This is a genomic window from Hymenobacter ruricola, assembly GCF_015694525.1.
GTDB lineage: Bacteria > Bacteroidota > Bacteroidia > Cytophagales > Hymenobacteraceae > Hymenobacter > Hymenobacter ruricola.
In genome coordinates this window covers 174,996-189,665 of record NZ_JADQDM010000009.1, presented here as the reverse complement: position 1 = coordinate 189,665, position 14,670 = coordinate 174,996, and the positions used below count along the sequence as shown (strand labels likewise).

Sequence of the window (14,670 nt, the reverse complement as noted above, 5' to 3'; positions counted from 1 at the left end):
GAGCTGGACAGCGTGCCCGTGGCCCCGCCCGACACCACGCGCCGGGCCGCCGTGACGGCCCCGCTGCCCGCGCCCCTGCCCGCGCCGGTGTATGCGCCCACCCCGGCCGGCCAGCTGCCGGGCAACAACGCGCGCCCGCCCCGCTTCCAGGTGGGCCTGAAAAACGGCTTGGTGTACAGCGCCAACGACGTGGAAACCAAGAGCCCGCTGTTTGGCCGCTCGTACTTGCTGCTCGATGGGCAGCGCAAGTTTGAGCTGGCCGAGGTGGGCTTTTACGAAGACGAAACCGGGCATTACGTGCGCACCACCCTGCCGGGCTCGTCGCGCGAGAGCACCCTGCGGCGCGAAAAAACCGGCCGCATCAGCCTCTACTCCATCACCACCACGCAGTATAGCTCGGGGCCGGGCGGCTTTGGCTACCCCGGCTACGGCTACGGGGGCTACGGCTACGGCGGTTTTGGCGGCTACCCCTACGGCGGCTACCGCACCGTGAAAACCGAGTACTTCTCGAAAGACAACGGCCCCATCCAGAACCTGAACACCCGCAACCTGGCGCTGGCCACCACCGACAACGCCGGCGCCCAGCAGCTGCTGGCCGATGCCCAGCGCTACCAGCGCGCCACCGTGGGCGCCTACGTAGTGGGCGGCGGCCTGCTGCTCTACGGCCTGGTGCAGTCGGTGCAGGGCACCGGAGGCGGGCGCGCCATTTCGCCGCTGGTCTACGCGTCCATTCCGGTGCTCATCGTGCCCATTGTGCTGCAAAGCAAGCAGGCCAACAACCAGCGCCAGGCCATTTCGCTGTATAACGCGGGGCGATAACGCCTGCGGCTTAATGAGGAACGAGAACGGCTGGCGCATGTCGGAGGCACGCGCCAGCGGACACAAATGGTTACGCGAGGCCCGATATTATCATAGTGGGACAGGGGTACCTTGCTCGGCCTGTAGGCTTTCCTTTTCTGCTGGACTTACTACATGAGAATTCTCGTTCTATTCCCAGTCGCATTATTGGTCATGCTAAGTGGCCATCGGGTGCAGGCCCAAGACGACGTTCCCGTTCAACTGGGCGCGCCGCCGGCCATGCCCGAGCCTGCCTGGCCCCGCCCGACCTCCGCCCTGCCGGTGACCACTCCCGTTGCCCCACCTGACTCTACCCGCCGCGCGGTCACGGCGACGCCCATTCCTGCGCCTGTATACGCGCCCACGCCAGCTGGCCAGCTGCCAGGCACCAATACCGCCACGCCCTACCTCCGGGTAGGCCTGAAAAACGGGATGCTTTACTCGGCCACCCATGTGAAAAAGGAGAATTCACGTTTCGGCCACTCTTACCTGCTGCTGGACGGAGGGCAGAAGTTTGAGCTTTCAGAAGTCGGGTTCTATGAGGATGAAACTGGCCATTACGTGCGCACTATCCTGCCCAACTCCTCGCGGGAAGCCGTGCTGCGCCGCGAAAAAACGGGACGCCTCAGCCTTTATTCCATGTCTCATTCGCGTTTCGGCTCGGGGGCGAGCAGTTTCGATGATGTAGGCTATAGCTTCTGGACTTCTGAAACCAGTTACGAAGGGCTTAGCAGCTACTCCTACAGCGGCTATTCTGACGTAAAAACGGAGTACTTTTCCAAGAATAATGGCCTCGTGCAGAAGATAACCACCAACAATCTGATAGCCGCCACCCTGGATAATGCCGAAGCTCAGAAATTGCTCCTGCAGTCGCGCCGGAACCAGCGCATTGTGCTGGGTAGCTACGTAGTGGGCGGCGGGCTGCTCGTGGTTGGCCTCTTCCAGTCATTGCGTCTCGGCGTTGCCCAAACTTCGCCACTGGTTTACGCGGCCATTCCGATACTCATTATCCCCGTCGTGCTCCAAAGCAAGAACGCCAGTAACCAGCGCCAAGTCATTGCCCTGTATAATTCGATGAGGTAACGAATGACTGCTCGTGCTGACAAATTTTTTACTCCTGTCCAAGCGTAGCGTAACGCCGCCCGCGCACACCGCGTAGGCCAGGGATGAAAAATGCCGCCGCTCCTACCGCCACCGCCGAAGTTCAGGCTGCCGACTTCACCGCCCTTCAAGCCAAGGCCCTGCTGGTGCACGCGCGGCTGTGCGCCGAATACGGGGCGCCCTTCCCCTTTTTCAGCACCAAAGACCCGCTGAGCGAGCTCATCAGCGCCCTGCTTTCGCACCGCACCAAAAACGCCGACTCGCACCGCGCCTACCAGGAGCTGCGGGCCACGTTTCCGACCTGGGAGGCCGTGCGCGACGCGCCCACCGAAGCCGTGCAGCACGCCCTGCGCGCCTGTACCTGGCCCGAGCAGAAGGCGCCCCGCATCCAGGCCGTGCTGCGCGAAATCAGCCAGCGCTGCGGCTCCGATGCGCCCTGCTCGCTGGATTTCCTGGCCAAGATGCCCATTCCCGAAGCGCGGGCCTGGCTGGAAAGCATCAGCGGCGTGGGGCCCAAAACCAGCGCGGCCACCCTCCTATTCAGCTCGTTGCGCATCCCGGCCATGCCCGTCGACAGCCACCACCACCGCGTGGCCCAGCGCCTGGGCCTCATCGGGCCGAAGGTGGGCGAAGGGCCGGCCCACAAGCTGCTGGAGGCTCTGCTGCCGCCGGGCTGGGACGCCCAGCAGGTGTACGACCACCACGAAGCGCTCATGTTTCACGGGCAGAAGTGCTGCTATTTCAGTGGGCCGGCCTGCGGGCGCTGCGTGGTGCTGGACCAGTGCCCGTTTGGGCAGGCGCGCCTGGGTCGCCCGGCCTGAGTAGTTTTGCGGCCGCATGGCCATCCTCCACCTCAAAGCCAAGCCCGGTAGCCGAATCAACCAACTCGCCATTGGCCCCGACGGCACGGCCACGGTGCGCCTGAACGCGCCCGCGCAGGAAGGCAAAGCCAACGCGGCGCTGCTGGCCTACCTGGCCGCCACCTTCGGCATCGCCAAAAGCCGCGTCGTGCTGCTGGCAGGCCACACTTCGCCGTTCAAGAAAGTAGAATTGGCCGATGTGACTGAAGAGCAGCTGCAAGCGGTGCTGGCGCGGTTTCGGGCAGCAAGCCCGGTTTGATTGAACTCAGCCTGAAATGAACGTCATGCAGCGCGCAGCGAAGCATCTTTACCTCGGAAGTAAATACGGCTACCCAACGAAGCGGGCAAGATGCTTCGCTGCGCGCTGCATGACGTTCTTATTTCTGTTTTACGGCCGCCGTTATTTCCCACGCTTCCAGCGGTAGTATTTCCGGTACCAGCCGGAGGTTTTTTTGAACAGGCTGCTGGCTGTCTCATTCGGAAACATGTTGATGCGGAACACCTGCATCCGGTCATCTTCCAAGTGCAGCCCGCCCGTGTCGGTGGCCACGCCGAGGGCAAAGCCAGCGGCACGCACGGCCTGCTTCACGGGCTCGCTGAGGTCGCCGTAGGGGTAGGCAAAGCTCACGATTTCGGTTTGCAGGGCTTTTTCGAGGGCCGTTTTGCTGCGCGCAATCTCCCGCGTGGCTTCGGGCAGCGGCAGGGTGCTGAGGCGCGGGTGGCTCATGGTGTGCGCCCCGATTTCCCAGCCGGCAGCCACGAAAGCCTGTTTTTGCGCCGGGTCCATGATGTCGGCGCGGGGTTCGGTGGGGTCGGCGGCGAGGTCCCACTGGTTGTAGCGCACCTCAAAATCGCCAAGCAGGTAGAGCACGCCGCGGTAGCCGTATTGCTGCATCAGGGGCAGCAGGTTGGTGTAGTTGTCGAGGTAGCCGTCGTCGAAGGTGAGGATGATGGGGCGGGGCGGAAACTCCGTGAGCGGCCGCTCGCCGCTGGCGTAGCGCAGGTAGTCGGCGAAGGTGATGGGTGTGAGCTTGCGGGACCTGAAATAGGCCAGATGCTTGGCAAAATTGTCTTTGGTGACGTAAATCTGGTGCTTGGTGGCCAGGGGCGCGTCTGGGATTTTGTGGTACATGAGTACCGGGATGAAGCCCGGCACCGCTTTGCGCATGCGGGCCGTCTGATAGGTTTCCAGTACCCGGGCAGCCACGGCCGCGAGGTCGTAATGCGCCTGCACTTGCTGCCGAAGCGCCGCCGTCACCGGCTGGGGCGCTTGCAGGTAGGCCCGCGCCTCGGCCAGTACCGCCGCAAAGTCCACTGTCGCCGGGGCTTGCGCCGCTGAGATATCGCCAAAATTGGAAGCCGCGGCCGTGCCAAAGGTGGCCTCGGTCACCAGCCCGTCGTAGCTTGCCTCGCCCAGGGCCAGCACCGCCCGGCCGGCCCCCAGCGCCTCAATGGCCACCCGCCCCGCGCCAATGACCAGCGTGGTGCGCGCCAGCCAACCGGGCACATCGGTGGTAAAGCCTACTACTTCCACCCGCTCGCCAAATTTGGCCTGCAGTTGTTCCAGCGCCGATTTCCCGGCTTCGGGCAAGTGCTCCAGCTCGCCGCCGATGAGCGCCACGCGCAAGTCCGCAAACTCGCGCATCAGCACCGGAAACACCTGATGCAGCAGGGCCGCGGCCCGCTCGCCCTTGCCGCCGTTGAAGCGCCCAATGAACGCGAGCCTGGGCGGCTCGCTCGATGAGGAAGTACCGTCTGATAATTCCTCATTGCCAAACCCCACGCCGTTGGGAATTTCCACGATTTTGGCAGCTTCCATCTTCACTTCGGTCACCAGGTGCGTGCGCAGGTTGCCGCAGATGGCAATGACTTTATCGCCGTAGATGTCGAACAGCGAGGTGGAGGCGTGCAGGTGCTGGCGGCCGTGCACGGTGCTCACCAGGGGCACTTTCAGGCCGCGCAAGGCCGCGTAGCTTACCCAGCTGGCCGCCCGCGAGTGGGCGTGCACCACGTGGATGTCTTCGGCCCGAATGAGGCGGCGGATGAGCCGGGCGTTGCGCAGGCGCTGCCCGTAGCGCCGGTTGCTGATGGGCGCCGGCACCAGCGTGGCGCCGGTGGGCAGCTCCGCGGCATCCGACACCAGCCAGACCTGGTGGCCCTGGGCGCGGTGGGCTTCGGCCAGCTGCACGGCATACGCCACGGAGCCCGCAAAAAACTCAGCCGAAAGAACGTGGAGGATGCGCATGGCGCAAAGGTATTCAACCGTCCTGCCGAGCGCAGCGAAGCATCTTTACCGCAGTCACTAATTATTTAGTATTGCGGTAAAGATGCTTCGCTGCGCTCGGCAGGACGTTCTTTATTTCTTACAGCCCCAGCAGCGCCCCGTACACGCCGTTCACCACTTGCGCCATGCGTGGGAAGTCCAACGTGTCGATGGTATCGGTTTTCTGGTGATAATTCGGGTTGCGAAGGAAAGATGTGTCGTTAATCATGACAGCGTCGTAGCCGTGGCGCCAGTAGTTGCGGTGGTCGGAGAGGCCGGCCAGGCCCATGCTTTCGGGCAGGTTGATGCGCTGTACGTCGAGCCGGCCGGCGTGGGGCTGCATCAGGCTTTGCACTTGTTGGGTAAATTTTTCCTGGCCGGTTTTACCCACTACCACAATGAAATTGCCGGTGCTGGGGTAAAGTTTGGCCAAGGCTTCGTTGGGGAAGCTTTGCGAGTTGGGCTGGTCGCTGAAGTAGCCAATCATTTCGTAGCAAAGCATGGCGCGCACTTGCACGTTGGCCGCGTGCAGGCTTTTGGCGTGCACGGCGCTGCCCATGTAATCGGTGGCGAAGTAGGGCGGCTCCTCGTTGGGGTAAGCCACAAAATCGAGGCGGTACTTGAGCGGGGGCTGATTTTGATGCACCAGACGGGCAGTTTCGAGCAGGCCGGCCACGGCACTGGCGTTATCGTCGGCGCCGGGCTGGTCGCCGCACACGTCGTAGTGCGCGCCGATGACGATGCGCGCCGCCTCCGCCGGGCCGAAGGAGGTGATGATGTTGCGGTAGCGCCGGCCATCGGCCGTAAAAGCCTGCTCCGAAACGTGGCCGCTCAGCTTCTCGAAGCAGCCTTTGATATAGTCGGCGGCTTGGTTGAGGGATTGCAGGTTGTGGCAGTTGCGGGCGGGCTGCAAGCCGGTGAGAAACTGCACGTCGGAGTGGAGGCGGACTTGGTCGGCGGGCATAGAACGTGGGAATTGGATGCTTGGCGGCTATACGGCTTGGGGTGGAGCCGGTAGGTTGGCCGGGCTTAATAAAACAGGAGCAGCAAGCACGAAATGATACCTGAACGTCATGCTGAATGTAGCGAAGCATCTTGCGTGGGGCAGTAATCCAATCGATTGATTTAGTAACTCACGCGAGATGCTTCGGCTGCGCTCAGCATGACTTTTGTAGATATTTAAATTTATAATTACCGCGCCGCTTTTGCGTTGTGGCAAACTCCCGGCTTGTTGCTACCTTCCGGCCGGATTTACCCCCTTCCCCACTCCCATGCTGGCCCGTTACCGCTTTTTGCCACTGCTGCTCTTGCTGCTGGCTGCTTCGTCGTGCTCCAAAAAATCGGCCCAGGAGCAGGCCGCCCAGGAACAAACCGACGGCGACGAAATCGACCCCTACGCCAACGTCACCTTCACCTTCGACAAGGAGGTAGTCGACGCCGCCAAAATCAACCAGTGGGACACCACGCAGTTTGTGCAGTTTTCGCCGGCCGTGCGGGGCCGCTTCAAGTGGACCAGCGCCAACGAGCTCACGTTTTCGCCGCTGAGCCCGTTTCGGCCCAGCACCGTGTTCAAGGCCGCGCTGCGGTCGGAAAATATGCCCAGCGGCAAGCAGGAGCTAGGGCTGAACCGGCGGGCCTTCCACACGCCGTACTTGAAAATGGCCGACCCGCAAGTGTTCTACGGCGCCTCGAAGCGGGCCGCGGGCACGGCCGAGCTGGCCGCCAACCTCGTGTTCAACTACCCGGTGCGGCCCGCCGACCTGCGGCCCCGCCTGCGCGTGACCCAGGACGGCAAGCCCGTGGCGGTGGAAATCAGCTCGGCTGAGCCGGATGTCGCGCTGGGCGTCACCTTCAAGCAGGAAGTGCGGACGGGCTCGCCGCTGCAAATTGACATTGCGCCCGGCCTGAAACCGGCCGGCGGCACCATTGCCACCACGGCCACCCTCACGGCCCAGGCCGACGTGCCCGACCAGCAAACGCTGGAAGTGCGCGAGCTCACCGGCTCGCTCCTCAACGGCCAAGCCGTGGTGACGGTGCTCACCACCCAGCCCGTGGCTGCGTCCGCCATCGAGCCCAACCTGACGGTATCGCCCAAAGTTGCCTTTTCGGTCGAAGCCCTGGAAAGCGGCTTCGCGCTAAAGGGCGGGTTTGAGGTGGGCAAATCCTACCAGATAACCCTGGCGCAGGGCACGCGCGGCGTGCTGGGCGGCGTGCTGAATGACAAATACAGCCAGTCGGTTTCGTTCGGCGATGAGCGGCCGAGCCTGGATTTTTCGACCGGCGACAAGGCCATGTACCTCGATGCGCTGGGCGCCCGCAACCTGGGCTTGCGCATCAACCAGGTGCAGAAGGTGAAGGTGACCATCGCCAAGGTGTACGCCAATAACATCCAGCAACTGCTGCGCGCCGAAAAAGAGTACGGCTACCCCGAATACGACGAGGACGAGCCCCGCGAATCGAACACCGACGAGGAAGGCAACTACATCGACCGCAGCTTCCGGTATTACGACACCGAAAACATCGGCAACGTGATTTCGGAGCGCACCATTTCGGTGGATGGGCTGCCCAAGGAAGGGGGACTGCGCCTGCTCAATCTGGACCTCAAGGCGCTGGAATTCCAGGGCGCGATGAAGGGCCTGTACGTCATTCGGGTGCAGGACACCGAGCGGCAATGGCTGCAAGTGAGCAAGCTGGTAGCCGTGACGGATATTGGCCTGATTGTGAAGCAGGGCGCGACGGGCGGCACGGTGGTTTTCGCCAATTCCATTCGCACAGCTGAACCGCTCAGCGGCGTGACGGTGAACCTGGTGAGTTCGAACAATCAGGTGATTGGCACGACTACCACAGACAAGGCCGGCGTGGCGCAGTTCGACTCGGCGGCCAGTATGAAACGCTTCCAGCTGGGCATGATTACGGCAGTGAAAGACGCCGACTTTTCGTTTCTGGATTTGACCAAAAGCCGGGTTGAAACCTCGCGCTACGAAGTGGGCGGGCTGACGTCGAACGCGGCGCATTACCAGGCGTTTTTGTACGGCGACCGGGACCTGTACCGGCCCGGCGACACGGTGCGCACCAACACCGTGGTGCGCACCGAGGACTGGAAGACTCCGCCCACCGGCCTGCCCGTGAAAATCCGCCTGCTGCTGCCCAGCGGCAAGGAATACAGCAGCCTGCGGCAGAAGCTGAGCGCGGCGGGCAGCTTCGAGAGCAGCTTTATTTTGCCGCCTTCGGTGATGACGGGCCTCTACACGCTGGAGGTGCTGACCGGCAACGACGTGCTACTGACCTCGCGCCAAATCAGCGTGGAAGAATTCATTCCGGACCGCATGAAGGTGACCGTGACGGCCGCCCCCGCCGTGCTGCGGCCGGGCCAGGACGTAACGGCCAATATCACGGCCGTGAACCTCTTTGGCCCGCCGGCGGCCGACCGCAAGTTTGAGGTCGAGTTTTCGCTGAAGCAGAAGTACTTCTCGGCCCCGAAATACCCCGACTACAACTTCACCATCAACAGCGGCGAAAAGCGCCGCACCCTGAGCGAAGACGGCGAAGAAAGCAGCGAAAGCGCCCTCACTTCGCGCTTCGAGAAAACCGTGCGCGAAGGCGCCACCGACGCCGCCGGCCGCGGCACCGCCACCTACACCGTGCCCGAGCTACGCGACCTCGGCACGCTGGAAGGCGTGGCCTTCACCACGGTGTTCGACGAAACCGGACGGCCCGTGAACCGCCTCGCCACCTTCGACGTGCAGACCCAGGCCACCATGTTCGGCATCCAGAACCTGCCCGACCTCATCGGCACACGGCACGCCCTCACGGTGAAGCTGCTGGCCCTCACGCCGGCCGGCAAGCCCACCACGGCCCAGGCCGAAGTGAAGGTGGTACGCAAGCTCTGGGAAACCGTGCTGGAGCGCCAGGGGGGCCGCTACGTGTATAATTCGCAGCAGCGCGAGCAAACCATTCTGAGCCAAACCCGCACCGTGGGGGCCGAAACCAGCTTCAGCTTCACCCCCATTTACTCGGGCGAATACGAGGTGCGCGTGAGCCGACCGGGCGCCACCAGCTACGTCACGCAGCAATTTTACGCCTACGGCTACGGCGACACCCAGGCCAATTCCTTCGAGGTGAACAACGAGGGCGCCGTCACCATCGAGGCCGATAAGCCCAAGTACGCACCCGGCGAAACCGCCAAGCTGCTGCTGAAAGCGCCCTTTGCCGGCCGCATTCTCGTGACGGTGGAGCGGGCCAACGTGCTCGACCATTTCTACGTGAGCACCGACGGCAAGGCGGCCGAGGTGAAAGTGCCCATCAAGGCCGACCACGTGCCCAACGTGTACATCACCGCCACGGCCGTGCGCGCCCACGACGGCCGCGACCGCCTGCCCCTCACCGTGGCCCGCGGCTTCCTGCCCCTGACCGTGGAAAGAACCGATTCGCGCCTCCCGGTGGCCATTGCCGCGCCGGCAGCAAGCCGCTCGCAGACCTGGCAAACGGTGGAAGTAACCACTGCGCCCCGCGCCCAGGTCACGCTGGCCGTGGTGGACGAAGGCATTCTGCAGCTCAAAAACTACCAGACGCCCGACCCGCACGCCTACTTCTACCAGAAACGGGCCCTGGAAGTATCGGCCTTCGACGTGTACCCCTTCCTGCTGCCCGAACTCGGCACCAGCAGCAGCGGAGGCGACGCCGCCGACCTGCGCCGCCGCACCAACCCCGTGCCCAACCGCCGCGTGAAACTGGTGGCCAACTGGAGCGGCGTGCTCACCGCCGACGGCGACGGCAAAGTGCGCTACCGGGTGCGCGTGCCGCAGTTCAGCGGGGCGCTCCGCATCATGGCCGTGGGGTATAAGGACGATGCCTTCGGCTCGGCCGAGTTCACGATGAAGGTGGCCGACCCGGTGGTGATTTCCACGGCGCTGCCCCGGTTTATGAGCCCGGGCGACACGATTGACGTGCCGGTGACGCTGACGAATACGACCAGCAAAAACACGACGGGTACCGCTGGCGTGGCTGTTTCCGGTCAGCTTCGGCTGCTGGGTGTTGCTTCGCAAAACATCACGCTGCCGCCAAATGCTGAGCGCCGCGTGATGTTCCAGGTACTGGCTCCGGCTGGTATTGGCGAAAGCCGCCTAACAACTTCCGTAACGGCAATGGGCGAAAAATTCACGGAGGTTATTGACCTCCCCGTCCGCCCCGCCGCCTCGCTTGAAAAGCGCACCGGCAGTGGCGTGCTGGCCGGCGGGGCCACGCTCCCGCTCAACCTGAAAACCGATTTCATGCCTGCCTCGCTCACCAGCCGGCTGGTGGTGAGCCGCTCGCCGCTCACGGAGTTCAGCAAGGACTTGCGCTACCTGCTGCAATACCCCTACGGTTGCCTGGAGCAAACCGTGTCGGCCGCTTTCCCGCAGCTCTACTACGCCGATTTGGCGTCCACGCTGCAGCAGAAAACCGGCGCCGCGGCCAAGTCCCAGCGCTACAACCCGAATTACCACGTACAGGAAGCCATCCGCAAGATTGAGAGCATGCAGCTCTACAACGGCAGCCTGAGCTATTGGCCGGGCGGCGACTACGACAACTGGTGGGCCACCGCCTACGCCGCCCATTTCCTGCAGGAAGCCCAGCAGGCCGGCTTCGCGGTGAATAAATCCGTGCTCGACAAGGTGCTGAAATACCTGGAATTCCGCCTCAAAAAGCGCGAAACCGAGCCCTACCAGTACTTCGACGTCAGCAACATTGCCCGCGAGCGCACCATCGCCAGCAAGGAAATTGCCTACTCGCTCTACGTCCTCGCCCTGGCCGGCCGCCAAGACCCCGTGGCCATGAGCTACTACCGCGCCAACCGCCCCCTGCTCACCGAAGACGCCAAGTTCCTGCTGGCCTGCACCCAAAGCCTGCTCGGCAACCAGCGTGCCTTCCGCGAGCTACTGCCCACCAAGTTCGGCAGCGAAAGGGCCGCCAAGCGTGCCCTCGACGGCTCGTTCTACTCCCCCATCCGCGACCTGGGCCTCATCCTCAACGCCCTCGTCAGCACCGACCCCAACAACCCGCAAATCCCCGGCATTGCCCGCCAGCTCAGCCGCCAGATGAAAGCGGCCTACTGGCTCAACACCCAGGAAACGTCCTTCGCCCTGCTGGCCCTCGGCAAAATAGCCCGCCAGAATGCCCGCAGCACCGCCACCGCCAATCTGTTCATTGACGGCAAACCAGCAGGGAATTTCACTGGCAAAGACCTCACGATAACCAACGTAGCCAACCGCAACGTGAGCATTCGCAGCGCAGGCAAGGGCAGCCTCTACTACTTCTGGGAAACCGAAGGCATCTCGGCCAGCGGCCAGGTAAAGGAGGAAGATTCTTACCTGAAAGTGCGCCGCCAGTTCCTCACCCGCGACGGCGCCCCGCTCGGTGCGCCAAGTTTCCGCCAGAATGACCTAGTGGTGGTAAAAATCACCCTCGAAGCCGGCGAAGCGGCCGGCGTCATCAAGAACGTGGCCATCACCGACCTGCTTCCCGCCGGCCTGGAAATCGAGAACCCGCGCATCGGCGCCCTGCGCGAATTGAGTTGGGCCAAGGACACCAGCACGCCCGATTACCTGGACGTGCGCGACGACCGGATTAACATGTTTGCCACGGCCACGGGCACACCGCAGCACTTCTACTACCTCTGCCGCGCCGTGAGCAAAGGCACGTTTAAGCTGGGGCCGGTAAATGCGGATGCGATGTACAACGCGGAGTACCACAGCTACAACGGGGCCGGGGTGGTGCACGTGAAATAATAATTGATGGCGCACGCTGCGCTGGCTATGGTCTGAGCGAAGCGACGACTATGGCCAGTCACCGACCACAAGCGTACGCGAATTCTATTTCCGGCAACTGTCTATGTTCGTTTTCAACCGACGCCTGCTTATCATCCTGTTGGTCATGTTCTTCGGCATGGTCCTATGGATGGCTTATTTCTTTTATTTCCGCACTGATGGCCGAGGCCACGTGCTGCGGGAAGCCGACAGCCCGGCCGCCGAAGCCCGGGGCCAGCAGCTGCTCGGCCGGGCCGATAACCTCCTAAACCAACGCCAGTACGCCGCCGCTAAAACGCTGCTTGATTCCCTGCGCGATGCCGACCTCAATCCGGCCATGTTCATCGCCGATGATGCGTTGGAGCAGCGTTTCGATACCCTGCGCCGCCGTCGCTTCCGGGAAAAAGCAGCCCAATAGTAACTTTCGGGATGAGCAAGCGAAAATGGGTACGGGGCATAACTGGCATAGCCTGTGGGCTACTGCTGCTTTTTGCCCTCGACCGCCTGTTTCCGCTACCGCCCGCGCCGCGCTACTCGCCCATCGTGCTGGCGGCCGATGGCAGCGTGCTCCATGCCTTCCTGAACCCCACGCAGAAATGGCGGATGAAAACCGAGCTGGCGGAAATCACGCCCGCTTTGCAGCAGGCCATTATCAACAAAGAAGACCGGTATTTCCGCTACCATTTTGGGGTGAACCCAGTGGCCATTCTGCAGGCGGCCGGGCGTAATATTTTCCGAAAAGGCCGCACCACCGGCGCCAGCACCATCACCATGCAGGTGGCCCGGCTGCTGGAGCCCAAGGAGCGCACCTTCGGCAATAAGCTGCTGGAAATGCTGCGCGCCATGCAACTGGAGGCCCATTACAGCAAGGCCGAAATCCTGCAGCTCTACTTGAACCTGGTGCCCTACGGCGGCAACATCGAGGGCGTGAAATCGGCCGCGCTGCTCTACTTCCAGCAGCCGCCCGACTACCTTTCGCTGGCCCAAACCGTGACGCTGGCCATCATCCCGAACCAGCCGCGGGTGCTGGTGCTGGGCAAAAACAACGACCGGATTCTGGCCGAGCGCAACCGCTGGCTGCGGCAGTTTCAGGAGCAGCACTTGTTTCCGGACCAGGACATTGCCGATGCCCTGGCCGAGCCGCTCGATGTGCAGCGCCACGCGGCGCCCACGCTGGCCCCGCACCTAGCGCGGCGCCTGGTGACGCAGTTTCCCACGCAGCCCATCATCCGCTCCACCCTGCGCCGCAGCCCCCAGGCCAAGGCCGAGGACCTGACCCGCAACTACGTGCGCCGCCTGCGCGAATTGGGCATTTCGCAGGCCGCCGTGCTGCTGGTGAACAACTGCACCCGCGCCGTGGAAGCCTACGTGGGCTCGGCCGATTTTGCGGATGCCGCCAGCGCGGGTCAAGTGGATGGCGTGCGGGCCATTCGCTCGCCCGGCAGCACGCTCAAGCCTTTCCTCTACGCCCTGGCCGTGGACCGCGGCATCGTGACGCCGAAGCTGAAGCTGCCCGACGTGCCCACCAATTTCAGCGGCTTCCGGCCCGAGAACTTCGACAAAAGCTGCGCCGGCGAAGTAACCGTGGAACGGGCCCTGACCTACTCGCTTAACATTCCGGCCGTGCGCGTGCTGGCCGAGGTGGGCGTGCCCACGTTTACCGACAAGCTGCGAGCGGCCGGCTTCAACACCGTGGCGAAAGCGGCGCCGCGGCTGGGATTGAGCACGGTTTTGGGCGGTTGCGGGGCCACGCTGGAGGAACTCACGGGACTATACGCGGCGCTGGCCGATGGCGGGCGGTACGCGCCGCTGACGCTTAATGAAGAGTTAAGAACGAATAATGAGGAATGGAAATCGGCTCCGAAAACGCCGAAAACCTCACCCGAAAATGGTGCATTGATTTCTCCCGCCGCCGCCTTCCTCATCACCGACATCCTGGCCCAGCGCACGCGGCCCGACTTGCCGATGGGCTACCAAAACAGCCGCCACCTGCCCAAAATTGCTTGGAAAACCGGCACCAGCTACGGCCGCCGCGACGCCTGGAGTATTGGCTATAATAAAGACTACACCATCGGCGTGTGGGTGGGCAACTTCAACGGCCTGGGCAGCCCGGCCCTGACGGGGGCCGACATCGCCTCCCCCCTGCTCTTCGACCTGTTCAACGCCCTGGCTTACAACTCGCCCAACAACTGGGCCACGCCGCCCGCCACGCTCGACTTCCGGCTGGTGTGCGCCGAAACCGGCCTCGTGCCCGGCGAGCATTGCCCCAACCAACTCATCGATTACTACCTGCCCGGCACGTCGTCGGCCCGACACTGCGAGCACCAGAAAGAAGCGCTGGTGTCGGCCGATGGCGCCGTGGCTTATTGCCGGGCCTGCGTGCCGGCGGCCGGTTTCAAGCGGCAATTGTTTCCGAACCCCTTGCCTGAAGTGCTGGCTTTTCGCGAAGCGCAGGGCTTGCCCGCCTCGCGGCTGCCGCCGCACAACCCCGCCTGCCGCCTGGTGCGCGACGCGACGGACAACGCCGGCACGGCCCTCGCCATCACCTCGCCCCTGGCCCACGCCGAGTACGTGCTCGACCGCAAAGACAAGCAGCAGATGCTGCTCAGCTGCGCGGCGGGCAGCGAGGTGCGCCAGGTGTTTTGGTACGTGAACGACCGGTTTCTGCGGGCCGCGGCGGCCACGGAGCGGGTGTTTTTCCGGCCGCCAAGTGGCACCGTGAAGATTTCCTGCGCCGACGACCACGGCCGCAACGTGGACATCCAATTGCAGGTGGCCGAGTTATAAGGCACACACCACCGTTAATAGATAACATGCGGCTATT

The 14,670-nt window shown here is 63.3% G+C and carries 9 protein-coding genes; 7 read left to right on the top strand and 2 right to left on the bottom strand.

What is annotated here, in order from left to right; genetic code table 11:
* From I2H31_RS17225 to I2H31_RS17210, 4 genes are all read left to right on the top strand, one after another.
* A partial coding sequence (locus I2H31_RS17225; RefSeq protein ID WP_196294289.1) for a hypothetical protein occupies positions 1 to 819 on the top strand: 819 nt, incomplete at its 5' end.
* 153 nt (positions 820 to 972) lie between these two features.
* Positions 973 to 1,920 carry a hypothetical protein gene (locus tag I2H31_RS17220; RefSeq protein WP_196294288.1) on the top strand — a complete coding sequence of 316 codons (948 nt, stop codon included), beginning with the start codon at positions 973 to 975 and terminating at the stop codon, positions 1,918 to 1,920.
* 83 nt (positions 1,921 to 2,003) lie between these two features.
* A complete protein-coding gene (locus I2H31_RS17215; protein ID WP_196294287.1) occupies positions 2,004 to 2,759 on the top strand; it encodes an endonuclease III domain-containing protein in 756 nt (251 codons plus the stop codon).
* A gap of 16 nt (positions 2,760 to 2,775) precedes the next feature.
* Positions 2,776 to 3,057, top strand: a complete 282-nt coding sequence (locus I2H31_RS17210) for a DUF167 domain-containing protein (protein WP_196294286.1) — start codon at positions 2,776 to 2,778, stop codon at positions 3,055 to 3,057.
* Positions 3,058 to 3,198: 141 nt separating this feature from the next.
* Here I2H31_RS17210 and I2H31_RS17205 read toward each other — a convergent pair whose 3' ends face one another.
* On the bottom strand, positions 3,199 to 5,043 hold the full coding sequence (locus I2H31_RS17205) for a polysaccharide deacetylase family protein (protein WP_196294285.1): 1,845 nt from the start codon (positions 5,041 to 5,043) through the stop codon (positions 3,199 to 3,201).
* Positions 5,044 to 5,161: 118 nt separating this feature from the next.
* Entirely contained in the window at positions 5,162 to 6,025 is an 864-nt protein-coding gene (locus I2H31_RS17200; RefSeq protein ID WP_196294284.1) for a M28 family peptidase, read from the bottom strand.
* Between the two features lie 307 nt (positions 6,026 to 6,332).
* Here I2H31_RS17200 and I2H31_RS17195 point away from each other — a divergent pair, with 307 nt between their 5' ends.
* From I2H31_RS17195 to pbpC, 3 genes are all read left to right on the top strand, one after another.
* Entirely contained in the window at positions 6,333 to 11,828 is a 5,496-nt protein-coding gene (locus I2H31_RS17195) for an alpha-2-macroglobulin family protein (protein ID WP_196294283.1), read from the top strand.
* 103 nt (positions 11,829 to 11,931) lie between these two features.
* On the top strand, positions 11,932 to 12,264 hold the full coding sequence (locus tag I2H31_RS17190; RefSeq protein ID WP_196294282.1) for a hypothetical protein: 333 nt from the start codon (positions 11,932 to 11,934) through the stop codon (positions 12,262 to 12,264).
* A gap of 11 nt (positions 12,265 to 12,275) precedes the next feature.
* The gene (gene pbpC / locus I2H31_RS17185) at positions 12,276 to 14,633 is read left to right on the top strand and encodes a penicillin-binding protein 1C (RefSeq protein ID WP_196294281.1); all 2,358 of its coding nucleotides are present in this window, start codon (positions 12,276 to 12,278) and stop codon (positions 14,631 to 14,633) included.
* Positions 14,634 to 14,670: the final 37 nt, after the last annotated feature.